Raw genomic sequence first — 22649 nt, 5'->3', positions numbered from 1 at the left:
TCAGGGGAGGAACAACGCCGGGCCGGTCAGCTCGGTGCCGCGATCATGAGGTGTGTCTCCAGGGGAAGGCCGTGGAGGGACTCCACCGTGAAGCCGGCCTTGTCGAGGAGCGTGCGGTACTGCGTCTCGTCCCGCTCCCGGCCGCCCCCGAGCACCACCAGCATGTGCATGTTGTAGCCCTGGGTCAGCGAGGAGCCGGTGCCCCGGGTCAGTACGCGTTCAAGGATCACCAACCTGCCGCCCGGGGCCATCGCACGACGGCAGTTGGTGAGGATCCGATGGCACGCCTCGTCGTCGAAGCAGTGCAGGATGCGGGAGAGGAGGTAGACGTCCCCATCGGAGGGGACCGACTCGAAGAAGTTCCCGGCGACCCGTTCGCACCGGTCCGCGTGGTCCGTGGCGATCGGGCGGTCCCTGGTCTCCTCGATCACGTGCGGGGCGTCGAACAGGACGGCGTGCGGGCCCTGGTTCGCGTTCAGGATCTCGTTGAGGAGTGCTCCGTGGCCGCCGGCGACGTCCACGATCCGCCGCGCCCCGGAGAAGTCGTAGGCGCCGCTGACCTCGGCGAAGAAGGGCGTGCCCGCCACCATGGCCCGCTCGTAGGTCAGCGAGACCTCGGGGTTCTGGTGCAGGTAGGAGAACAGGTCGGAGCCGTAGACGTGCGCGAACGCCGAGCGGCCGGTGCGCAACGAGTGGGACAGCGCGCCCCACGCCGGGTAGAAGTGCGAGCCGTAGATGCGCACATGGTCGCGCATCGAGTCACGGGTGTCGGTGCGCAGCAGCTCGCCGACCTCGGTCAGCGCCCAGCCGCTCGCCTCGTCGCCGTCGACCACGCCCAGGCTCTCCAGGAACAGCAGGAGCCGCCCCAGCGCGTCGGCGTCGGTCCTGGTCTCGATGGACAGGTCGATGGTCGGGGCGCGGCCCGCCGCCGCGATGGCGTCGACGATGCCGGACTCGGTCGCGAGGTATACGGCCTGGGTCTTCCAGAACCCGGCCATGAGCTCGAACAGTTGACTTCCTGCGGTGTCCTTCATGGTCACGCTCCCACCGTGGTGTCCGACGTCTGGTCCGGCTCGGTGGGCGGCGGATGCCCTTCCCGTACCAGCCGGGCCAGCTCGGATCGCTGGACCTTCCGGGTCGAGGTGCGTGGCAGGTCGTCGAACCCGAGCTGGCGGAAGGGGCTCATCAAGGGCAGGTCGAAGGTCGCCCGCCGCCACCGCTTCTCGTCGAGGGGCACCTCGCCCCGGGTGGCCACGACCGGGATCGGCTCGCCCTGCGGGCCCGCCACGATCACCACTTCGCGCAGTTCTTCGAGGCGGCTCATCAGGAGGTCCTCGACCGCGAGGTTGCTGTCCACGGCCTCGATACGGTCCACCTCGCGGTCCATCAGGTGCAGCAGGCGCCAGCGGCTGAGGTAGCCCATGTCGCCGACCCGCCACCAGCCGTCGTGCAGCTGGCTCTCGAACCGTTCGTCCTCGCCCAGGTAGGTGAGGATCCGGGTGCGGCTGCGTACTTCGAGGTGGCCGGTCCGTCCGGTCCCGAGCCGCCGGCCCGTGTCGTCGACGACGCGCATGGAGATGAAGCCGGGCAACGGCATCCCGACGCAACGGCCGTCGGCCTTGTGGGCGGTGTGGCGCGTGTACCAGCGTCCGGCCATGGGACCGATCTCCGACTGCCCGTAGAACTGGACGAAGACCGGCCGCTTGTGTCGTGAGGCGGCGAGCATCCGCTGGATGGTGCGCGGGTGCATCGCGTCGAACGTGGCGCCGAAGACCCGGACGCTCGACAGGGGAGCGCCCGGCGCGTCGTCGAGTTCCTCCCAGTCGACGTACGTGTTGGGGTGGGTCTCGATGTATCCGGGGCGGGTGCGGACGAACAGCGGGCCGATGCGGTCCGGGTGCGGATCCACGGCGATCACCATCGGGTTGCCGTGGCTGAGGAACATGGCGAGCCCCTGGTAGAAGCGGGAGTGCACGAACGTCATGCACAGCGCGGCCGTTTCCCGCTCCCGGATGGGCCAGGACACCAACCGCTGCGGCACGAGCCGGTGCCAGCCGGTCTCGGGACAGTGCACGGCCAGCTTCGGGATGCCGGTCGTACCGGAGCTGTGTGTGATCAGTGACGGCTGGCGCGGGTGGAGGAACACCGGCTCGCGCCGGGGCGCGTCGGCGTACTCGGCGAGCGCGGTCACCTGGGGGGTCCGCTCGGAAGCCTTCGCGGCGAGGTCGGCGGGGGCCGTCCCGGCGGACAGCAGGACCCCCCGCACATCGTCGGCCGACGGCACGCCGCCCAGCTTGCCCGCCATGGTGTCGCCGTCGGTGAGCAACCACGGCTTCTCCAGCCGGACGAGCAGTTCGTGCGCCACCGCGCCGTCCAGCGCCGGTGACAGCAGCGCGGGCACGGCGCCGATGCGCGCGGCGGCGCAGGCGAGCAGCGCGATGTCGAAGTTGTCGGTCTTGTACAGCGCCACCCGCTCGGTGGGCCTGACTCCGGCCGCCCACAGGCGGGCCGCCAACTCGTCTATCTGATCGGCCAGTTGACCGACAGTGAAATGCGTACCGCGGTCGGGGGCCCACTGCGGCGGGCGATCGAGCGTCACTTGGGTCGTGGCGTCGCGGCGCGCGGCGGCATGGAAGATGTCGCCGATGTAGAAACCGTTCCCGCGGGTGACCCGGCTCAACAACGTGTGCAGCACTGGTTCTCCTCGTAGGTCAGGGGCGATGGGTGAGACGCGCGACCGCGGGCTCCCGCCCGGATGCCGGTTCCGGGCCCGGGGCCGTGGCCGCCGCCGCGGCGTCGTGGCCGTACAGCCAGTCGAAGTGCTCCAGGCCCTGCCGCGCGCGCATCTCACGGTCGCGCCGCTCCTGGTGCGCGCCATCGGGGAGGTGGAACGTCCGCCCCAGTGCGCGGGCGCGCCGGTGAACGTCGGCGGTACGTGGCATGCGGAGCTGCTCGTAGCGGCGTACGGCCCCGGTCAGTGCGCCGGGGCCCGCGTCCTGAAGACAGCGCGCGAGGACCAAGGCGTCCTCGAGCGCCTGGTTCGCCCCTTGCGACAGATAGGGAAGGGTGGGGTGCGCGGCGTCGCCGAGCAGCACCACCCGGTCGGTGGCGTACCGGTCGGCCATGTCACGGTCGAACAGGTCCCAGCGGGTGACCGACGCGGCGGCGGTCACCACCCGCCGGACCTCCTCGTGCCAGCCGGTGAACGCCGCGTCGAGGTCCTCCACCGTGCCCGGCGACGACGAGGAACCGGAGCGTGCGTCCGGGCTGACGCCGACGGCGCTGAAGTGGACCGTGTCGCCGCCCACGATCGGGTAGTACGTGACGTGCCGCTCGGGGCCGAGCCAGAACACGACCCGCGGATCACGCGAGAAGGAGGGCACCACCTCGGCCGGGAGGAGACCGCGGTGCACCGAGTAGCCCGAGAACCGCGGCTCGTCGTCGACGACCGCCTTGCGGACGACGGAGTGCACACCGTCGGCCCCGATCACCAGGTCGGCGGTGGTGACGGAGCCGTCCGTGAGATGGAGCTCGACCGTGTCGGGCCGTTCCACCAGGCGGGCGCAGCCCTTGCCGAGTTCGACGATGCCCTCGGGCAGGGCGGACACCAGACAGCGCTGCAGATCCGCGCGGTGGATCAAGTAGTACGGGGCGCCGAACCATGTGTCGCACTGGGCGCCGTGCGGGACCCGGGAGATCAGGCTTCCGTCGTCCCACCGCCGGGTCTCGATGGCTCCGGCCCGCACCCCGGTCCGGGCGAGAGCGTCCGCGAGCCCGAGCCGGTACAGGATGCGCACCCCGTTGGGCGAGAGCTGGATGCCCGCGCCCACGGCCCCGAGCACCGGTGTCTGCTCGAAGAGCCGGACGTCCATGCCGTGACCGTGCAGAAGCGTGGCGGTGACCAGGCCGGCTACGCCACCTCCCACGATGGCTACCTGTGCCTTCGACGGGGCCATGCGCATCCTCTCGACCAGGGGGACGTTGGGGCCGGGCGACGCCGTGAGGGCCGGCGCGTCGCCCGGACCGCAAGGTGCCGCCAGCGTCGCAAACACCTGTCGAGGTCGAGCCGAACCTCTGTCGAGGTCGAGCAGTACGAGCGCTCAATGCCATGGGCAGGGGCGTGGAAAGAGGCAAGGAGCGTGAAAAGAGGCAGGAGCCCACCCGCGGGGGATTCGGATGGGCTCCTGCCGGTCTGTGGTCCGGGCGGTCCGGTTCGGCCGCCCGGCGTACGGTCCGTGAGCGCGACCGGTCACGACGGTCCCGCAGCCGGCACACCGGGGAGCGCTCAGGCGGAGGTGTGCTGGTCCTTCTCGATCTGGCGCGGTGACAGCCGGGCGATGGGGGCGAGCATGAGCAGGGTGACGGCGGCGAGGAGACCGAAGGCGAGGCGGTAGTCACCGGTGGCGTCGCGCAGGCCGCCCACGGCGACCGGTCCGACGGCCGCGCACGCGTAGCCGACGAAGAAGGCCATCGCGGCGAACCGCCCGGCCTGGGCGGCGTCACGGCTCGCCGAGACGGGCAGCGTCAGCACCAGCGTGAACAGTCCGCCGTGTCCGACGCCCATGGCGAGGACCCAGAGCCAGGTGCCGGTGCCCGGGCTGAAGGCGAAACCCAGGAAACCCACGGCGGTCAGCGCCGTCGTCACCGCGAGTCCAAAGCGTTTGTCGGCGCGCTCGCCGAGCAGGACGGGAACGCCCAGCATCGCGACGACCTGGATGGAGATCATCACCGTGAGCATGAAGCCGGCCCGGGCCTCGCTCAGTCCACCGTCGTCGTGCAGCAGCGGCGCGATCCACGCCAACTCGCAGTAGTAGAGGGCGGAGTTGCCGGCGGAGATCGCGGTGATCCGCCAGGCCAGGCCGGAACGCCAGGGCAGGCCGGTGGTGGCCGGGCCCTTGGGGCCGTCGACGTGGGCGAGGCGCAGTGGCCCCTTCGCCGCCGACCAGAGCACGATGCCGGCGACGGCGAGGACGGCCCACGACGCCAGGGCCACGGGCCAGGAGTCGACCGCGTCGGCGAGGGGTGCGCTGGCGCCGGCCGCCACCGCGCCGCCGAGTCCGAGCCCTGCCGTGTAGATCCCGGTCACCAGGCCGGCGCGGTCGGCGAAGCGGGTTTTCACGACGGCCGGCAGCAGCGTCTGGGCGATCGCGATGCCGGCGCCCACGACGGCGGCACAGCACAGCTGCAGCCAGGTGGCCCGGCCCAGACCTCGGGCCGCGGTCGCCACGGCGACGACGGTCAGACCGATCAGCACGCCGCGCTGCAGTCCCCACCGGCGGCCCACCGACGCGGCCAGCGGAGCGCACAGGCCCATGGCCAGGGTCGGGATGGTCGTCAGCAGCGACACCGCGGTCGCCGACAGGTCCAGGTCCGCGCGGATGCGGTCCACCAGGGGAGAGACCGCGGCGATAGCGGGACGGAGGTTGGCCGCCGCCACAAACAGGGCGACGGCGGCGAAACCGAGGGCAGCGCGCGCCTGGCCGGGTGAGGGAGCGGCGTCTTCCGAGCGGCCACCAGATGCCGCGACGGCGGGTGACGCCGAGGATAAACGATCTTCAGTCTCGCTCATGACCTGCACCTTCGTCTATCTCGGATATTTACTGTCCTCGTTTATATCAGGGATCTCGGATATTCGGAGTCCGAGATTGCTATCCTGGCGTCATGAAGCTGTCCAACGGAGTCGAGTGGGCCCTGCACTGCTGCGTCTCGCTCGGTCAGAGCCAGGCACCCGTACCGGCCGCACGGCTCGCGCAGCTGCACGGCATCCCGCCGGCCTACCTCGCCAAGCACCTGCAGTCGCTCTCCCAGGCCGGCATCCTGCGCTCCACACCGGGGCCGGTCGGCGGGTACTCATTCACCCAGCCCCCCGCACAGGTCTCCGTCCTGGACGTCGTACTGGCGATCGACGGGCCGAAACCGGCCTTCCGCTGTACGGAGATCCGCAGGCAGGGCCCGCTCGCGCTGGGCCCCGAGGAGTGCGAGAAGCCCTGCGCCGTGTCGCGGGCCATGGCCGCCGCCGACGCCGCGTGGCGGGCGGCGCTGAGGGGCATCACGATCGCCGACCTCACCCGGGACATCGAGGCCGACAGTGCGGGATCGGCCATGGGGTCGGTACGGCAGTGGCTGGCCGGGACGGGATAGCCCGCCGCTCGCCTTGCCCGCGCCGCCCCCTTACTGGATGTCTCCGGAGGTGCACCGAGCAATGAGCCCCGACGAGTGCCTGGCACCCACGTTCGGCTCCGAACTGTCCACCGTGGAAGTCGTACCGATCGCCTGTCTGCTGCCGGCCGACTCACCTCGGCAGGGGGGCGAGGACGACGAACACGTCCGTCTGCTCGCCGAATCGGAGGCGCCGCTGCCGCCGATCATCGTGCACCGTCCGTCCATGCGCGTCATCGACGGCACGCACCGGCTGTTGGCCGCCCGGTGGCGCGGCAGCCGCGAGATCCAGGTGCGGTTCTTCGACGGGCCGGCCAAGGACGCGTTCCTCCTCGCGGTCAAGGCCAACGTCAGGCACGGACTGCCGCTGTCCGCGGCCGAGCGCACCGCCGCCGCGATCCGCATCATCCGCACACACCCGGAGTTGTCCGACCGCGCCATCGCCTCCGCCACCGGTCTGTCGGCCAAGACGGTCGGCTCCCGACGCCTCAGGGTCCTTGCCGATGCCGGCCGACCGGCCCGCATCGGCAAGGACGGCAGGGTCCGCCCGCTCAGCAGCGCCGAGGGGCGCAGGATCGCGGCCCGGCTCATCGCCGAGGACCCCACCGCGTCGCTGCGCAGCATCGCCAAGAGGGCGGGGATCGCACCGGGGACCGTCCGCGACGTGCGCAACAGGCTGGAGCGCGGCAAGGATCCTGTGCCGTCCAGACGGCGGCCGGCGTCGGCGACACCGGCGACCGCGCCGAGGTCACCGCGTCCCGCGCCGCCGCACCTGACTTCCCACCAGGACCCGGCGCCCCTGTCGGCCGAGGCGCGTGAGGCGATGTTCCGCAGCCTGTGCCGGGATCCGTCCCTGCGGATGACCGAGACCGGGCGTCTGCTGCTGCGGATGATGGAGGTCCACATGGCCGCGGACCATCGGCATATCGCCGCGGCGGTGCCGGCGCACTGCGCGGACTCGATCTCCGCGATGGCCACGGCCTGCGCGGAGGTCTGGCAGGAGCTGGCCACCCTGGTCAGGACATCCGCCCCGGCCCCGTCATTCCAACCGGCGACCCCATGGAGCACCGCCCCTGCCGTCTAGAACCCTGTCCGGCGGCGACGGCCCGCGGCACACGCGGCCCGCGAACGGTCGTTCCGGGGCCTCGGGTCGTCGTCGGCGAAGTGCCTCACATGGTGCCGGAATCCGAGTTCAGGATGGCCAGTTGGAGGTCCTGGAGCGGGGCTCCGGGTTCGATTCCGATCTCGTTCACGAGGCGCACCCGCAGGCCGCGCAACACCCCCAGGGCCTCGGCCCGACGGCCACCGAGCGCGAGCGCGCGTACGTACTGGTGGTGCAGGCCCTCGTGGAGCGCGTGCTCCCGGGTGACGGCGGCGAGCTGGGTGATGGCCCTTTGATGCAGTCCGGCCTTGATGTGGGCCTCGGCCCGCATCGCTATGGCGTCGAGTCTGGACTCTTCGAAGAGCCTCCGTCTGGAATCGAGTACGGGACCGGCCGGCGCGTCCGCCAACGCATCCCCCTGCCACAACTCCAAGGCCGCATCAAGCAGTCCAATTCCCTCAATTGTCTCCCCTTCGCCCAGCGCTTTGCAGCCGAGCTTCGTCAGCTGCTGGAACTCCAGCCAGTCGAGCTGGAGCTGGTCCCCTTTCAAGCTGTAACCACCGGATCCGGTCACCAACATCTCCTGGGAGATCCGGGCGGCCGGGCGACCGGTGACTCGCGCCAGCATTTTGCGGCAATTCAGGATGTACGTCTGCAGGGTGCGCAGACCCGTTACGGGCGGGTTCTCCTGCCACAGTTCACGCACCAGGACCTGGACCGGGACCACCTGATCGACATGGACCAGCAACATGGCCAGGACCGTTCGGATCTTCGGTGCGACCGCGACGGGTTCGACCGCCCCCTCGACACCGATGTGCAGGGCGCCCAGGACCCTGGCCTGCACACGGGGGTGAGTTCTCTCGACCCGGGGGGCCTCACACGCGATGTGGAAATCGAGGCCGAGTTCGGTCGAATACTTCGACTGGTACACATTTCCCCCATCACTCGAAATCCGGTCATCAATTGCCAGTGAATCGGCCACAAGGATTGGCTGAAACGATCTAAATGTAAGAGCCTCCGCTCGTCAACAAGGCCGGTTTCGGCCGACCTGGCTTTAAATATACGAAAAAGCTCGACCAGCCGGTTTCCCACTGTGCAACCGAGGAACTTCCTCGGTTGCACGGACAACCGCCGCGACCTGCGGTTCAAGTGGCGCGAGGCGGCTCTCCCGCAATCCCGAGCTGCAATTCAACGGTTCCTTCAACCGTTTCTTGAACGCCTTCTGTGACGCTGCAAGCGCCCCGCCGAAACCAACCTCCGCCTGTTCCATATCAACCGGCAGAAGGAGCACCCGATGGCGCGCGGACCGTTAACCGGAAGATCAATACGTTTAGCCAGGCTGTCCGGTCATGACGACGGACGTCTTCTTCTCGTCCCTCTGGACCACTCGGTGTCCGACGGCCCCATCACCACGGCCGCCGCCTTCGACGACCTGATACGCGACATCGTGGACGGCGGAGCGGACGGCATCGTCGTACACAAAGGCCGGGCCCGACTGCTCGCCCCTCGCCTGTTCACCACCTGCTCGCTGATCGTGCACCTCAGCGCCGGCACCGCGCTCGGCCCCGACAGCAACGCCAAGGTCCTGGTCGGGGACGTCGAGGAGGCGATCCGGCTGGGAGCGGACGCGGTCAGCGTCCACGTGAACATCGGCGCCGACACCGAGTCCGCACAACTCGCCGACCTGGGCGCGGTGGCTGCGGCCTGCGACCGGTGGAGCATGCCGCTGCTCGCCATGGTCTATCCGCGCGGCCCGAGACTGACCGGCCCCGCCTCCCCCGAGCAGGTGGCACACGTGGCCAACATCGCCGCCGACCTCGGCGCCGACTTGGTGAAGACGGTCTTCGCGAGCCCGGCGGAACGCATGGCCGAGGTCGTCGCCGCCTCACCCGTGCCGATCCTGGTCGCGGGCGGTCCCGACAGCGAGCAGAGCCTGACCGAATTCGCCCGTACCGCGCTGACCACCGGTTGCCGAGGCCTCGCGGTGGGACGGCGCGTCTTCTCCTCCCTGACTCCGGGCCAGGTGGTCCGGGAACTCGCCGACATCGTGCACGGCCCGACCGAAACCCCCGCCCCCCTCACTTCCCGACGTATGGCAGGTGTGATGTGAAGCTCAGCTGGATCGACATTCGTAACGTCGGCTCCGCGAAGGAAGCCATCGTCCAAGAAGCGGTTCACGCGCGCGTCGGCGGCATCCTCGCCGCGGTCCCCGAGGACCTGGAGCATCTGCCGCCGACCGTGAAGAAGATCCTGTTTCCCCAGGACCGCCCGCTGCCGGAGGACTTCGGCACCGCCGACGTGGTCGTGGTCGACCCGGCCAAGCACGGGGACCCCGCAGAACTGGCGGTCCGCCACCCGGACGTCGAGTTCGGGCGGTACGTGGAGATCAAGGATGCCGCGACTCTGGAGGACGCCTGCCGGTCCGGCCGCATGGACAAGTGGAGTCTGCTGTTCTTCCGCGATCCCACGAAGATCCCGCTGGAAATCGTGATCGCCGCGGCGGCCGGGGCGAAGGGGAGCCTGATCACGGTCGCGCAGGACGTCGAGGAAGCCGAGATCATCTTCGGCGTGCTGGAGCTGGGCTCGGACGGAGTGCTCATGGCCCCGGCGCGCGTCGGCGACGCCACGGCGCTCAAGCAGGCGGCCGAGGCCGGCGTACCCGATCTGGAACTCGTCGAACTCGAGATCACGGCGACCGCTCACGTGGGGATGGGCGAGCGGGCCTGTGTGGACACCGCCACGTATTTCCGCGAGGACGAGGGGATCCTCGTCGGCTCGCACTCCAAGGGCATGATCCTCTGCGTCAGCGAAACCCATCCCCTGCCGTACATGCCCACCCGCCCGTTCCGCGTCAACGCCGGGGCGATCCACTCGTACACGCTCGCCAAGGACCAACGCACCAGCTATCTGAGCGAGTTGAAGTCCGGCAGCAAGGTCACCGCGGTGGACATCCACGGCCGGACCCGGCTCGTGACCGTGGGCCGCGTCAAGATCGAGTCCCGTCCTCTGCTGTCCATCGACGCCATCGGGCCCGACGGCCGCACCGCCAATCTGATCCTGCAGGACGACTGGCACGTGCGGGTCCTCGGACCGGGTGGATCGGTGCTCAACAGCACCGAACTCAAGCCCGGCGACAAGGTACTCGGCTACCTGCCCGTGGAAGACCGTCATGTCGGTTACCCGATCGACGAGTTCTGCCTGGAGAAGTGAGTCCACCCGGCCGGGGCGCGACCCCCCTCGCCCCGGCCGGGTCCGCCCCGCACCGCACGGAAGCCACAGGGAGAGTGACTCATGCTCGGCACACGCACTTCCCCGCATCCGGCGGGCCCGCGGCCGGCGCGGCGACCGGCGGCGTTCGAACGGCGCGGTCTCGCCCTCCGGTTCGTCATGATCATCGGGGACCGGCGGCTGGCCGAGGCCCACCATGTCCTGTGCGACCAGGACACCGTGGTGGTGGACTTCTCCGAGTCGTCCGTCCGCATCGGCCTGTCCCGGCTGCTGCACGAGCCGGACGGAGGCATCGTGCTGGACTGCCGAGTCGACCACCACGCCGAGGACGGCATCCCGCGCGGGTCCACATCCACCTCGTGGCAGCGGGTACTCACCGGCCGACCGGGCGCCCTGCACCAAAGGGAAGCGCTCCTGCGGGAGGTCCTGGCGGCCAGAAGCCGGGCCCCCGGACGAGCCGTCGCCCGCCCGGAACTGGCTTCACTGCGTTACCTGGCGGCAGCGGTGTGAACGAAGCCCCAGTGCGCCCGGGCCCCACCGGTCGGTGGGGCCCGGGCGCACTGCGAACCACAACTCTGCGGACAGGCACCCCGCCTATCCGGACAGGCCGTTCTGGTCCCCGGCGCGGTTCTCGAAGCGCAGCACGCCGGGCACGGTCAGGCACAGGAGGCTCGACGCGGCGACCACGGCGCCTCCGGCGAGGAGGGTGCCGGTCATGCCCAGCCAGGCGACCAAGGGGCCGACGAGCGCGAATCCGACGGGCAGGAGCGCGTACGCGCCGAGCTGGTCCAGTGCGAATACCTTGCCCAGAAGTTCGTCGGGGAAGGCGCGTTGCAACGCGGAGATCCAGTAGACGAAGTAGAGCTCGACCACGAAGCCACCCAGCGCGAAGCAGAGGATCACCACGGGCAGCGGGAACGGCGCGGCCAGACTCAGTGGCACCAACGCGTACCCGGTCAGCGCGAGCATCGACACGGCGCCTCGTGCCCTGGGCTGCCAGCGCCCCGCCAGCACGATGGCCGGAAGAGCGCCGGCCCCCATGGCGGCCAGCACGGCGCCGTACGCCACATCGCCGCCGAAGTCGCGCCGCGCCACGATCGGCAAAAGCGTGAGCGCGGTCGCCGAGCCGGCGAACAGGTGCAGGCACACCGTTGCCATGACGGCCATCACCCAGGGGCGTCGGCGAATGGCCCGAAGCCCGGAGGCGGCCTCACCGAGCACGGACGCGCGGGCGGCCGCCGCGGGCCTGGAGTCCGACACCTGCAGCACACAGAACGCGGCCAACGCGAACACGGCGCTGGTCACCAGCAACGCGGACCGCACCCCGATCACCGTCACCGCGGTCACCCCGACCAGCGCGCCGCAGACGGCAGCGCCCCGCTGCGCCGCGGAGACCAGGGCGTTGCCGCGCTCAAGGAGGGCGTCGGGCAGCAGGTTCGGCAGCAGTGAGCGCGACGCCGGCCGGGACAGGGCCTCGCCGGCCCCGACCAAGGCAGTGACCAGGGGCAGCAGGCCGAGCGGCAGCCAGGTGAGGAACAGCGCGGTGGCGAGCAGGACGGCCGCGCGGAAGCCATCGGCGGCGATCAGGATGCGGGTGCGGCGCAACCGGTCCGCGATCACACCGCCGATCAGCAGACACACGACCAGGGCCACGGCCCGGCCGGCCAGCACCAGGCCGACCTGCGCCGCACCGCCTCCCTCGTGCAGGACGTACAGGCTGAGCGCCACCGGGAACACCTGGTCGCCCACGGCCCCACTGGCCTGCCCCGCCCACAGCCGCAGGAATTGCGGGTGATCCCGCAGCTTCCCGGCGGATGACGTGCCCCGCCCGGCGTCCTTGTCGACACGGCCGGCCGCGGTGGTGTCTTCCGTCATGAGTCGTCCGGGTCGCTTTCTCTTCTCGGTGCGCCGTTCGGCAGCACAGCCTCTTGCGCTGCGGCGGCATGCCAGGGCGCGGCGGAGGGTGGCAGCAGCAGACCGATGTCGACCAGCGCCGCGGCCACCTTTCGCGCGTTGTCCTCGCCCAGGGCCGCGGTGAGCCCCGCCATGTCCGCGACCTGATCACGGTGCAACGCCGCCAGGAAGGGCGACACCGCCGCGGGCAGCCGCACCCGGCGGTTTCCCACCGACAGCTGAACGTCATCCTTCACGGAAGCCGTGTGAAAGTACACGCCCGCTCGCAGTCGGTGAACACCCTGTGGCCGTAACCCGTCCGGCATGGGCAGAATCGGCACGGGTTCCGGAGTCTGCTCCCGGAACGCCGATCTGCGCAGCGACCACAACACCTCTTCCGGAGCCGCGTCGGCGGCCAGCGCCGCGAGCCGTTCGCCGGCTTCCTTGAACAGGTCCCGCGCGAGCTCGGAGTCCGCGACGAGCCCGTCGGTGTCCACACCGACGCGCATCCAGTCGTCGTCGACCGCTCGGCGCACGAGTTCGGTGAGCAGATCGTGACGGGTGATCGTGGAGACGGCGACGGTGAGATGGATGGACAACGTCTCCCGTGCCATCGGTGAGTGCATCGTCCCCCGCGGCAGGTACAGGCTGTCGCCGGCCCGCAGCACCAGATCCGCGAGCGGTCGGCTGGCCGCGCGCATTTCCTCCCGCCGCCGCGCCGGAACGTCGAACCAGGCATGGGCCGACAGGGGGTCGGGCAGCGGCGGCGTACGCAACAGCCACCGCTTGTCACCCGCGATCTGCAGCACCAGGACGTCCTGGACGTCGAAATGCAGATCCACCCCTTGGGACCCCGGTGGGGTGACGAACGCGTTGACCTTGACGGGGTGCCCCATTTCGGCGGCGAGTTCCTGCGCGAAGCGCCGTATCGGCGGGTGAAAGCGGTGCAGGGAGCGCACGATCAGGGTCTGTCCGGCGGCGAGCGCGTGACGAATGCCATCGGTGTCGGGGAACGGGGCGGTTCCGGGAGCGTCACCGGACTCGGGAATGCAGCCCTGGGTCACGTCACGTTCCACACCGTCACGCACCAGTCGCAGAGAAGAGGTGCGCAACCCTCCCGAGACCAGTTCTTCCAGGGCCTGTGGGGAGAACAGGTCGGTGAAGTCGCCCGCCAGATCGGCGGCCCGGGTGTGCAGGTACCTGTGACCGAACACCGACGCGCGGAACTCGTCCGGCGGCAGTGCGACACAGCGCTTCAAACTCATGGCCCACTCCTGCGGCAGAAGGCCCGGTGCGGAAGACGAACCGCTGTGAACCGCTGTGTCATCGCACCGCTCCCGGGCGTGGGAAGGCGAAGTCGGCCGGGAGCAGCGAGGCGGGCTCCTCCGGTACCCCCGCGGCCAACAGATAGACGGCGAACTCGTCATCGGGTTCGACGCCCAGGAACCGCTCCACCCGGCTGTCGGCGAAGGCGACGGTCTGGAAGGGGCCGAGGCCCAGAGCCGTGGCGGCCAACGCGAAGGTCTGGCCGTAGTGCCCGGCGTCGTACATCCACAGGCGATAGGCGCGTGGGTGACGGTACTTCCAGGCCAGACGATTGGCGACGGCCGTGGTGATGACGGTGAACGCGCCCTGGTACGAGGCTTCCTGGTGATAGGTCAGGTCGGCCAGTCGCGCCCGGTCCACCTCGGCGTCCAGGAGTTCCAGCGCATGGCGCACCACCGAGTAGTGGTACAGGCCGGGCGGGACACCGGTGACGTTGTGGACGACGACATACGCCTCGACTTCATGGCGGCCACCGGCCGAGGCGCTCACCCGGCACTGCTGTACCCCGAAGTCCCCGCCGTCGATGAACCGGTGCGGCGCGAAGCTGTGGAAAAGCAGTGTCCCGAGCTGGTCGAGGGAGACGGGAACGTCCGCGAACCGGCGATGGGTACGCCGTCCGGCGAAGACATCGTCCACAGGCGTCGTCAAGGGCAGAGGCCGGCGCGGCAACAGCACCACAGGGCTGTCCGCGTACTCCTTGAACGCCGAGGGGGCGTCGCCCTCGGCCAGGATCGCCTCCGCCTCGTCGGCCCGCCGGGGTGAGTCGACGAGATAGTCGACATCCCGTGCCTCGATGTGGAACCGCTGCGCCAAGCCGCCCCAACGCTGCCACAGGGGCGGTACTTGACGGGTCTCGTCCACGGCGGCGAGCACCCCGAGCCGGAGCAGACCGGTCACCGCTCGGCGCACCTGCGCCTCGTACTCCGAGCCGAACCCGCCCGCCAGATCATCCAGGTCGATTCCGTCCCCGGCCCGGTCCAGCACCTTGCGCAGATCGTCCGAGAGCCTCACCCACTGCGCCCGCCCCGGGACTCCGACCTCCAGTCCTTCGGGAAGCCACCGCAGGACCAGGTTTGCGGGACGGCGGACCTTCATTCACGTCTCCCTCTCAGCGACTGCGCTCTCAGGTGTGGTCCGGCTGTGATGCCCTGAGGCATCACAGCCGGACTTACCGTTCGTCCGCGCGGGACGATCAGGTGGACGGGTGGTGCAGCAGCACCTGGCCGTCCTCGACGATCTCGATGTCGAGCTCCATTTTTGTCACCTCCGCTTCCTTGGTTCGCAGTTCTCCGACACGCCGGCCATGAGAGAAGAGAAGCCCCTTTGCAGCCTGGGTTCCTTTTCGCCCTGCCGACTCATTGGACATTAGGTCCGGTGTTTCGGATCCGGCAAGACACTCAACGATTCCTGGCTAAAAATGCGGCGATCACCGCATCGACCTCATGGAGAAACCGCAGGTGAGAGCCAACTAGAGTGGCGCAACTCCACCGCTCATCGCTTCTTGAATCAGCCTTCGCCACATCACGAGGCAGGCCTTGAGCGATTCTCGACAGGGTGCCACTAGGATCCCCGCCAAGAATTGACCAGAGTCTTGCTCTTTCCCCGAATCAGCCATTTTCTGCAGGCGTCGGGATTTTTTATGAGCGCGGGATTCGACGTCGCGGAGCGTTCGAGTCCACCTGCGATCTGCGATTCACACGCAACTCAAGGATCAGGGCCCCCTCGACCTGGGCACTCCCGCTACTTGGACCCACCCTCTGGGACGGTCAGTGAGGTTAGGCTAACCTACCTTCGAACCTGTCCGGCGGGCGCTCCGCCCCGTTCGAAAGCAGTCATACCCATGTCCAACGCCCGTGCCATCCACCTCACCCGTCGCGGCATCCTCGCCGCGGGCGGCGCCCTCGGCCTCGGTGCCGCGCTCGCGGCCTGCGGTGACGAAGAGAAGAAAAGCGGGGACGCGGGCAGCGGTGAGACGGCGGCCAAGAACTCCGGCCCCTTCTCCTTCAAGGACGACCGCGGCCAGACCGTGAAGGCCGACAAGACCCCGTCCGCCATCGTCGCGTTCACCGGTGTCGCCGCCGCGCTGTACGACTACGGCGTCCAGGTCAAGGGCGTGTTCGGCCCGACCAAAACCACGGACGGCAAGGCCGACGTCCAGGCCGGCGACATGGACATCAGCAAGGTGGAGATCCTCGGCAACGTCTGGGGCGAGTTCAACGTCGAGAAGTACGCGGCCCTCGCGCCCGATCTGCTCGTCTCCACGATGTTCGACGACGCGGGCACCCTCTGGTACGTGCCGGAGGAGTCGAAGAAGAAGATCGAGGCCGTGGGGGCGCCGAGCATCGGTATCTCCGTCTACGACCGCCAGCTGACGGAGCCCCTGCAGCGGATGCTGGAGCTCGCCAAGGCCCTGGGCGCGGACGTGACGTCCGCCAAGGTGACGGACGCGAAGAAGCGGTTCGAGGACGCGGCCGCCCGGCTGCGGGCCGCGGCCAAGGCCAAGCCCGACATCAAGGTCCTCGCGGGGTCGGCGAGCCAGGAGCTGTTCTACGTCTCCGGCACCAACCTCTCCATCGACCTGGAGTACTTCAAGGCGCTCGGCGTGAACTTCGTGGAGCCGCCGGAGTCGGCGAAGAAGCAGGGTGGCGGCTGGTTCGAGTCGCTGAGCTGGGAGAACGTCGACAAGTACGGGGCGGACATCATCATGATGGACAACCGGACGTCGGCGATCCAGCCCGCTGACATCTCTGAGGCGACGTGGAAGAAGTTGCCCGCGGTGAAGGCGGGGCAGGTCATCGCGCGCAACCCCGAGCCGATTCTGTCCTACGACAAGTGCGTGCCGTTGCTCACCAGCCTTGCCGAGGCTCTGGAGAAGGCCAAGAAGGTCAGCTGAGCAATCGGGTGAGCTGCGGGTCCGTTGTGGCTGGTCGCGCCCACGCGGCGGAGCCGCAAATCGAAACAGCCCCGCGCCCCTTTGGGGCGCTTCCCTGACGTCGATTCAGGAGTTACCCCATGACTACGGCCGTCGCCGCCCCGTTCCGGTTCTTCTCCCTGCACGTAGTGCGGACTCGGCGGCTCGGGCCGTCTCTGGTCCGGGTCACGTTCGCCGGAGACGAACTGCGGTACTTCTTCTCGGAGGGGCGGGACCAGTCGCTGTCCCTCTTCCTGCCGCATCCGGGGCAACGGGAGCCGCAGGTGCCGCTGGAGCTCGGGGACGGGTGGTGGCAGGGGTGGCGTGAACTGCCGGACGACGTACGGGCCGTGATGCGGTCGTACACCCTGCGTGCGCTGCGTCGCGACCCGGACGAGATCGACATCGACTTCGTGCTGCACACTCCGGCGGGGCCCGCCTCGCGGTGGGCCGCGCAGGCGAGTGCCGGGGACCGGGTGCTGCTGCTCGGGCCCGCCGTCGCCGACAACCGCGCGATCCGGTTCCGGCCGCCGCAGGACACCGATCTGGTGGTGCTGTGGGGCGACGCGTCCGCATTGCCGGCGGTCTCGGCGATCCTCGAATCGCTGCCGGCCGGGCAGCGGGTGCGGGCCTGGCTGGAGGTCCATGACGCCGGGGACATCCAGGACCTGCCGACCGAGGCGGACGCAGAGGTCACCTGGCTCATCCAGGACGAGACCCGCGGCGAGGGATCCCCCATGGCCCTCGCCGCGCTGCGGGAGGCCCGACTCCCGCACGCCGAGCGGCCGTACGTGTGGATCGCCGGCGAGTCGGGGTGCGTGAAGCAGCTGCGCCGGCACTTCGTGGGCGAGCGCGGGGTCGACCGGCGCCGGGTCACGTTCGTCGGGTACTGGCGGCAGGGCCTGACGGAGGAGCAGCTGCGGGCGCAGGAGTGACAGCCCTTCCTACTTAGGTTAGGCTAACCTAAGTTGAATTGAGGCCCCGCTCCTCGCTCGTCTCCCCCACGGACCGTCCCCACCGGAGGACCCTCACCATGCGCTCGCACCTGCTCAATGACACGACCGCGGAGCAGTACCGCCGCTCCGTGACCGAAGGCGTAGAGCGGGTGGCCGCCAAACTCGCCGCCACCGACCGTCCGTTCACCGGCGTCACGGTCGACGCCCTCGCTCCCCGCATCGAGCGGATCGACCTCGACCAGCCGCTGCACGACACCGCGGCCGTCCTGGACGAGTTGGAGGAGGTCTACCTCCGCGACGCGATCTACTTCCACCACCCCCGCTACCTCGCCCACCTCAACTGCCCGGTCGTCATCCCGGCCGTGCTCGGCGAGGCGGTCCTGTCCGCCGTCAACTCCTCCCTCGACACCTGGGACCAGTCGGCCGGCGGCACCCTCATCGAGCGCAGGCTCATCGACTGGACCGCCGAGCGCATCGGCCTCGGCCCGGCCGCCGACGGCGTGTTCACCTCCGGCGGCACCCAGTCCAACCTCCAGGCGCTGCTGCTGGCCCGTGAGGAGGCCAAGACCGACAGCCTGGCCGAACTGCGCATCTTCGCCTCCGAGGTCAGCCACTTCAGCGTGAAGAAGTCCGCGAAACTGCTCGGTCTGAGCCAGGACTCCGTGGTCTCCATCCCCGTCGACCACGACCAGCGCATGCAGACCGTCGCGCTCGCCCACGAGCTGGAGCGGTGCAGGAAGGACGGCCTGACCCCCATGGCCGTCGTCGCCACCGCCGGCACCACCGACTTCGGCTCCATCGACCCGCTGCCCGAGATCGCCGAGCTGTGCGCGCAGTTCGGCACCTGGATGCACGTGGACGCCGCCTACGGCTGCGGACTGCTCGCCTCCCTGAAGTACCGCGGCCGCATCGACGGCATCGAGCGCGCCGACTCGGTCACCGTCGACTACCACAAGTCCTTCTTCCAGCCGGTGAGTTCGTCCGCGGTGCTGGTGCGGGACGCGGCCACGCTGCGCCACGCGACCTACCACGCCGAGTACCTGAACCCGCGCCGCATGGTGCAGGAACGTATTCCCAACCAGGTGGACAAGTCCCTGCAGACCACCCGCCGCTTCGACGCCCTCAAGCTGTGGATGACGCTGCGCGTGATGGGCGCCGACGGCATCGGGCAGCTCTTCGACGAGGTCTGCGACCTCGCGGTGGAGGGCTGGCGGCTGCTGGCCGCCGACCCCCGCTTCGACGTGGTCGTCCAGCCGTCGCTGTCCACCCTGGTCTTCCGCTACATCCCGTCGGCCGTCACCGACCCGGCCGAGATCGACCGCGCCAACCTCTACGCCCGCAAGGCGCTGTTCGCCTCCGGTGACGCCGTCGTCGCGGGCACCAAGGTCGCCGGCCGCCACTACCTGAAGTTCACCCTGCTCAACCCCGAGACCACGGCCGACGACATCGCCGCCGTCCTCGACCTGATCGCCGGCCACGCCGAGCAGTACCTGGGAGAGTCCCTTGACCGCGCTTCCTGAATCCGCGAACACCACCCATGACTTCGTGGGAATCGGGCTCGGCCCCTTCAACCTCGGACTGGCCTGCCTGACCGAACCCATCGCCGAACTCGACGGCGTCTTCCTGGAGTCGAAGCCCGACTTCGAGTGGCACGCGGGGATGTTCCTCGACGGCGCCCACCTCCAGACCCCGTTCATGTCGGACCTGGTCACCCTCGCCGACCCGACCTCCCCGTACTCCTTCCTGAACTACCTGAAGGAGAAGGGCCGGCTGTACTCGTTCTACATCCGCGAGAACTTCTACCCGCTGCGCGTCGAGTACGACGACTACTGCCGCTGGGCCGCGAACAAGCTGAGCAGCGTCCGCTTCGACACGACGGTCACGGACGTGACGTACGACGAAGGGGACGAGCTGTACGTCGTACGGACCGCGGCCGGCGAGACGTACCGCGCCCGCCACCTGGTCCTCGGCACCGGCACCCCGCCCTACGTCCCCGAGGCCTGCCAGGGCCTGGGCGGTGACTTCATCCACAATTCCCGCTATCTGGAGCACAGAGCGGAGCTGCAGCGCAAGGAGTCGATCACGCTGGTCGGCAGCGGCCAGTCCGCCGCCGAGATCTACCACGACCTGCTCGGCGAGATCGACGTCCACGGCTACCGGCTGAACTGGGTCACCCGCTCCCCGCGCTTCTTCCCGCTCGAGTACACCAAGCTCACGCTGGAGATGACCTCCCCGGAGTACATCGACTACTACCACGCGCTGCCGGAGCCGACCCGCTACCACCTCACCGCCGAGCAGAAGGGCCTGTTCAAGGGCATCGACGGCGACCTCATCAACGAGATCTTCGACCTGCTCTACCAGAAGAACCTCGGCGGCCCCGTCCCCACGCGCCTGCTCACCAACTCCTCGCTCACCGGCGCGACGTACGAGAACGGCACGTACACCCTGTCCCTGCGCCAGGAGGAGCAGGAGAAGGACTACGAGCTCTCCTCCCAGGGCCTGGTCCTCGCCACCGGCTACAAGTACGCCGAGCCCGAGTTCCTGAAGCCCGTCCGCGACCGGCTGCGCTACGACTCCCAGGGCAACTACGACGTCGCCCGCAACTACGCCGTCGACGTGACCGGCCGGGGCGTCTTCCTCCAGAACGCCGGCGTCCACACGCACAGCGTCACGTCCCCCGACCTGGGCATGGGCGCCTATCGCAACAGCTACATCATCCGTGAGCTGCTCGGCACCGAGTACTACCCGGTCGAGAAGACCATCGCGTTCCAGGAGTTCGGCATATGACCTTCACGTTCCGCCCGCTCGACCCGCTGAAGGACGCCGAGCTGCTGCACGGCTGGGTCACGCACCCCAAGGCCGCCTTCTGGATGATGCAGGACGCGAAACTGGAGGACGTCGAGCGCACCTACATGGAGATCGCGGCCGACGAGCACCACCACGCGTACCTCGGCCTGCGCGACGACGAGCCCGCCTTCCTGATGGAGAAGTACGACCCCGCCCACCGCGAGCTGGCAGGCCTGTACGACCCGCGGCCCGGCGACGTCGGCATGCACTTCCTCGTGTCGCCCACCGACCGGCCCGAGCACGGCTTCACCCGGGCCGTGATCACCGCCGTGATGGCGTACCTCTTCGAGGACCCGGCGGTGGAACGCGTCGTCGTCGAGCCGGACGTACGCAACAAGGCGGTCCACGCCCTGAACGAGGCCGTCGGGTTCACCGCGGAAGCCGAGATCCGCAAGCCCGAGAAGAAGGCGCTGCTGAGCTTCTGCACGCGCGCGCAGTTCGAGAAGGCGGTGACCGCATGACCCTCGCCGACGCCGTGGCCCACCTCTCCCCCGAGCGCTGGGAGAAGGCCAATCGCCTCCTCATCCGCAAGGCCCTCGCCGAGTTCGCGCACGAGCGGCTGATCGCTCCCGAGAAGGACGGCGACCGGTACGCCGTACGGAGCGACGACGGTCTGACGTCCTACCGCTTCACGGCCACCCGCCGCGCCCTCGACCACTGGCAGGTGGACGCCGACTCGATCACCCGCAGCCGCGACGGCGCCGGACTCCCGCTCGCCGCACTGGACTTCTTCATCGAGCTGAAGAAGACGCTGGGCCTGAGCGACGACATCCTGCCGGTCTACCTGGAGGAGATCTCCTCCACCCTCTCCGGCACCTGCTACAAGCTCACCAAGCCGCAGGTCCCGGCGGCGGAACTCGTGAAGAGCGGCTTCCAGGCCATCGAGACCGGCATGACCGAGGGCCACCCCTGCTTCGTCGCCAACAACGGGCGGCTCGGCTTCGGCATCCACGAGTACCTGTCGTACGCCCCGGAGACCGCGAGCCCGGTCCGGCTGGTGTGGCTGGCCGCGCACCGGGACAGGGCGGCCTTCACGGCGGGTGTCGGCATCGAGTACGAGTCCTTCGTACGGGACGAGTTGGGCGAGGCGACCGTCGAGCGGTTCGGCCAGGTGCTGAAGGACCAGGGCCTCGACCCCGCCGACTACCTCCTCATCCCCGTCCACCCCTGGCAGTGGTGGAACAAGCTCACCGTCACCTTCGCCGCCGAGGTCGCCCGCCGGCACCTGGTCTGCCTGGGCGAGGGCGACGACGAGTACCTGGCCCAGCAGTCCATCCGGACCTTCTTCAACTCCTCGCACCCCGAGAAGCACTACGTGAAGACGGCCCTGTCCGTCCTCAACATGGGCTTCATGCGCGGTCTGTCGGCCGCGTACATGGAGGCGACCCCGGCGATCAACGACTGGCTGGCCCAGCTCATCGAGGGCGACCCCGTCCTGAAGTCGACGGGCCTGTCGATCATCCGGGAGCGGGCGGCGGTCGGCTACCGGCACCTGGAGTACGAGCAGGCGACGGACCGGTACTCGCCGTACCGCAAGATGCTGGCCGCCCTGTGGCGCGAGAGCCCGGTCCCCTCCCTCCAGGAGGGCGAGTCCCTGGCCACCATGGCCTCCCTGCTCCACGTCGACCACGAGGGCGCCTCCTTCGCGGGCGCGCTGATCGAGCAGTCGGGGCTGACGCCGACTCAGTGGCTGCGGCACTACCTGCGGGCATACTTCACCCCGCTGCTGCACAGCTTCTACGCCTACGACCTGGTCTTCATGCCGCACGGCGAGAACGTCATCCTGGTCCTGAAGGACGGGGTCGTGCAGCGGGCGATCTACAAGGACATCGCCGAGGAGATCGCGGTCATGGACCCGGACGCGGTGCTGCCGCCGGAGGTGCGGCGGATCCGCGTCGAGGTGCCGGAGGACAAGAAGCTCCTGTCGATCTTCACAGACGTCTTCGACTGCTTCTTCCGCTTCCTCGCCGCGGACCTCGCCACCGAGGGGATCCTGGAGGAGGACGACTTCTGGCGCACGGTCGCCGAGGTCACCCGCGCGTACCAGGACTCGGCGCCCGAACTCGCAGACAAGTTCCGTCAGTACGACATGTTCGCCCCCGAGTTCGCGCTGTCCTGCCTCAACCGGCTCCAGCTGCGCAACAACAAGCAGATGGTCGACCTCGCGGACCCGTCCGGCGCCCTCCAGCTGGTCGGCAACCTGCACAACCCCCTGGCGGGCCGGTAG

The 22649-nt window shown here is 69.4% G+C and carries 20 protein-coding genes; 11 read left to right on the top strand and 9 right to left on the bottom strand.

Annotation, left to right across the window (positions count from 1 at the left end; all coding sequences use genetic code 11):
* Positions 1 to 26: 26 nt before the first annotated feature.
* From ACFYWX_RS35060 to ACFYWX_RS35045, 4 genes are all read right to left on the bottom strand, one after another.
* Complete coding sequence (locus tag ACFYWX_RS35060; RefSeq protein ID WP_389428955.1) at positions 27 to 1034, bottom strand: methyltransferase; 1008 nt, start codon at positions 1032 to 1034, stop codon at positions 27 to 29.
* Positions 1035 to 1036: 2 nt separating this feature from the next.
* Positions 1037 to 2695 carry a class I adenylate-forming enzyme family protein gene (locus tag ACFYWX_RS35055; protein WP_389428871.1) on the bottom strand — a complete coding sequence of 553 codons (1659 nt, stop codon included), beginning with the start codon at positions 2693 to 2695 and terminating at the stop codon, positions 1037 to 1039.
* Positions 2696 to 2711: 16 nt separating this feature from the next.
* Complete coding sequence (locus tag ACFYWX_RS35050; protein ID WP_389428870.1) at positions 2712 to 3956, bottom strand: FAD-dependent monooxygenase; 1245 nt, start codon at positions 3954 to 3956, stop codon at positions 2712 to 2714.
* A 329-nt stretch (positions 3957 to 4285) separates the two neighbouring features.
* Positions 4286 to 5569, bottom strand: coding sequence for a CynX/NimT family MFS transporter (locus tag ACFYWX_RS35045; RefSeq protein ID WP_389428869.1), 1284 nt, complete (start codon positions 5567 to 5569; stop codon positions 4286 to 4288).
* Positions 5570 to 5661: 92 nt separating this feature from the next.
* On the opposite strand from ACFYWX_RS35045, the gene ACFYWX_RS35040 reads away from it, so the two are divergent.
* A complete protein-coding gene (locus ACFYWX_RS35040) occupies positions 5662 to 6141 on the top strand; it encodes an RrF2 family transcriptional regulator (protein ID WP_389428868.1) in 480 nt (159 codons plus the stop codon).
* Between the two features lie 61 nt (positions 6142 to 6202).
* Positions 6203 to 7243, top strand: coding sequence for a ParB/RepB/Spo0J family partition protein (locus ACFYWX_RS35035; RefSeq protein ID WP_389428867.1), 1041 nt, complete (start codon positions 6203 to 6205; stop codon positions 7241 to 7243).
* Positions 7244 to 7328: 85 nt separating this feature from the next.
* On the opposite strand, the gene ACFYWX_RS35030 is transcribed toward ACFYWX_RS35035, so the two are convergent.
* Positions 7329 to 8243 (bottom strand): BTAD domain-containing putative transcriptional regulator, encoded by a 915-nt coding sequence (locus ACFYWX_RS35030; protein ID WP_389428866.1) that lies wholly within the window; start codon positions 8241 to 8243, stop codon positions 7329 to 7331.
* Between the two features lie 312 nt (positions 8244 to 8555).
* Between ACFYWX_RS35030 and ACFYWX_RS35025 the strand changes: the two genes are divergently transcribed.
* The 3 genes from ACFYWX_RS35025 to ACFYWX_RS35015 all read left to right on the top strand — a co-directional run bounded on the left by ACFYWX_RS35025 (position 8556) and on the right by ACFYWX_RS35015 (position 10999).
* Positions 8556 to 9371, top strand: coding sequence for a 2-amino-3,7-dideoxy-D-threo-hept-6-ulosonate synthase (locus ACFYWX_RS35025; protein WP_389428865.1), 816 nt, complete (start codon positions 8556 to 8558; stop codon positions 9369 to 9371).
* Positions 9368 to 10471, top strand: coding sequence for a 3-dehydroquinate synthase II family protein (locus ACFYWX_RS35020; protein WP_389428864.1), 1104 nt, complete (start codon positions 9368 to 9370; stop codon positions 10469 to 10471). Before ACFYWX_RS35025 ends, ACFYWX_RS35020 begins: the two co-directional genes overlap by 4 nt.
* 81 nt (positions 10472 to 10552) lie before the next feature.
* Positions 10553 to 10999, top strand: a complete 447-nt coding sequence (locus ACFYWX_RS35015) for a hypothetical protein (RefSeq protein WP_389428863.1) — start codon at positions 10553 to 10555, stop codon at positions 10997 to 10999.
* 84 nt (positions 11000 to 11083) lie between these two features.
* On the opposite strand, the gene ACFYWX_RS35010 is transcribed toward ACFYWX_RS35015, so the two are convergent.
* The 4 genes from ACFYWX_RS35010 to ACFYWX_RS34995 all read right to left on the bottom strand — a co-directional run bounded on the left by ACFYWX_RS35010 (position 11084) and on the right by ACFYWX_RS34995 (position 15074).
* Positions 11084 to 12364, bottom strand: coding sequence for an MFS transporter (locus tag ACFYWX_RS35010; protein ID WP_389428862.1), 1281 nt, complete (start codon positions 12362 to 12364; stop codon positions 11084 to 11086).
* Complete coding sequence (locus tag ACFYWX_RS35005; protein ID WP_389428861.1) at positions 12361 to 13647, bottom strand: cupin domain-containing protein; 1287 nt, start codon at positions 13645 to 13647, stop codon at positions 12361 to 12363. Before ACFYWX_RS35005 ends, ACFYWX_RS35010 begins: the two co-directional genes overlap by 4 nt.
* A 58-nt stretch (positions 13648 to 13705) precedes the next feature.
* The gene (locus ACFYWX_RS35000) at positions 13706 to 14803 is read right to left on the bottom strand and encodes a SagB/ThcOx family dehydrogenase (RefSeq protein WP_389428860.1); all 1098 of its coding nucleotides are present in this window, start codon (positions 14801 to 14803) and stop codon (positions 13706 to 13708) included.
* A gap of 97 nt (positions 14804 to 14900) precedes the next feature.
* The gene (locus ACFYWX_RS34995) at positions 14901 to 15074 is read right to left on the bottom strand and encodes a hypothetical protein (protein ID WP_389428859.1); all 174 of its coding nucleotides are present in this window, start codon (positions 15072 to 15074) and stop codon (positions 14901 to 14903) included.
* Between the two features lie 474 nt (positions 15075 to 15548).
* Here ACFYWX_RS34995 and ACFYWX_RS34990 point away from each other — a divergent pair, with 474 nt between their 5' ends.
* The 6 genes from ACFYWX_RS34990 (at position 15549) to ACFYWX_RS34965 (ending at position 22649) form a co-directional block, all read left to right on the top strand.
* The gene (locus ACFYWX_RS34990) at positions 15549 to 16601 is read left to right on the top strand and encodes an ABC transporter substrate-binding protein (protein WP_389428858.1); all 1053 of its coding nucleotides are present in this window, start codon (positions 15549 to 15551) and stop codon (positions 16599 to 16601) included.
* Positions 16602 to 16720: 119 nt separating this feature from the next.
* Positions 16721 to 17554, top strand: coding sequence for a siderophore-interacting protein (locus ACFYWX_RS34985; RefSeq protein ID WP_389428857.1), 834 nt, complete (start codon positions 16721 to 16723; stop codon positions 17552 to 17554).
* 98 nt (positions 17555 to 17652) lie between these two features.
* Positions 17653 to 19095, top strand: coding sequence for a lysine decarboxylase DesA (gene desA, locus ACFYWX_RS34980; protein WP_389428856.1), 1443 nt, complete (start codon positions 17653 to 17655; stop codon positions 19093 to 19095).
* Positions 19079 to 20362, top strand: coding sequence for a lysine N(6)-hydroxylase/L-ornithine N(5)-oxygenase family protein (locus tag ACFYWX_RS34975; RefSeq protein ID WP_389428855.1), 1284 nt, complete (start codon positions 19079 to 19081; stop codon positions 20360 to 20362). Before desA ends, ACFYWX_RS34975 begins: the two co-directional genes overlap by 17 nt.
* Positions 20359 to 20883, top strand: coding sequence for a GNAT family N-acetyltransferase (locus ACFYWX_RS34970; protein ID WP_389428854.1), 525 nt, complete (start codon positions 20359 to 20361; stop codon positions 20881 to 20883). Before ACFYWX_RS34975 ends, ACFYWX_RS34970 begins: the two co-directional genes overlap by 4 nt.
* The gene (locus tag ACFYWX_RS34965) at positions 20880 to 22649 is read left to right on the top strand and encodes an IucA/IucC family protein (protein ID WP_389428853.1); all 1770 of its coding nucleotides are present in this window, start codon (positions 20880 to 20882) and stop codon (positions 22647 to 22649) included. The genes ACFYWX_RS34970 and ACFYWX_RS34965 overlap by 4 nt, the downstream gene beginning before the upstream one ends.

It is taken from the genome of Streptomyces sp. NPDC002888 (genome assembly GCF_042888465.1).
GTDB lineage: Bacteria > Actinomycetota > Actinomycetes > Streptomycetales > Streptomycetaceae > Streptomyces.
The sequence above is the reverse complement of the archived record's forward strand: the minus strand, read 5'-3'. Positions and strand labels throughout refer to the sequence as shown.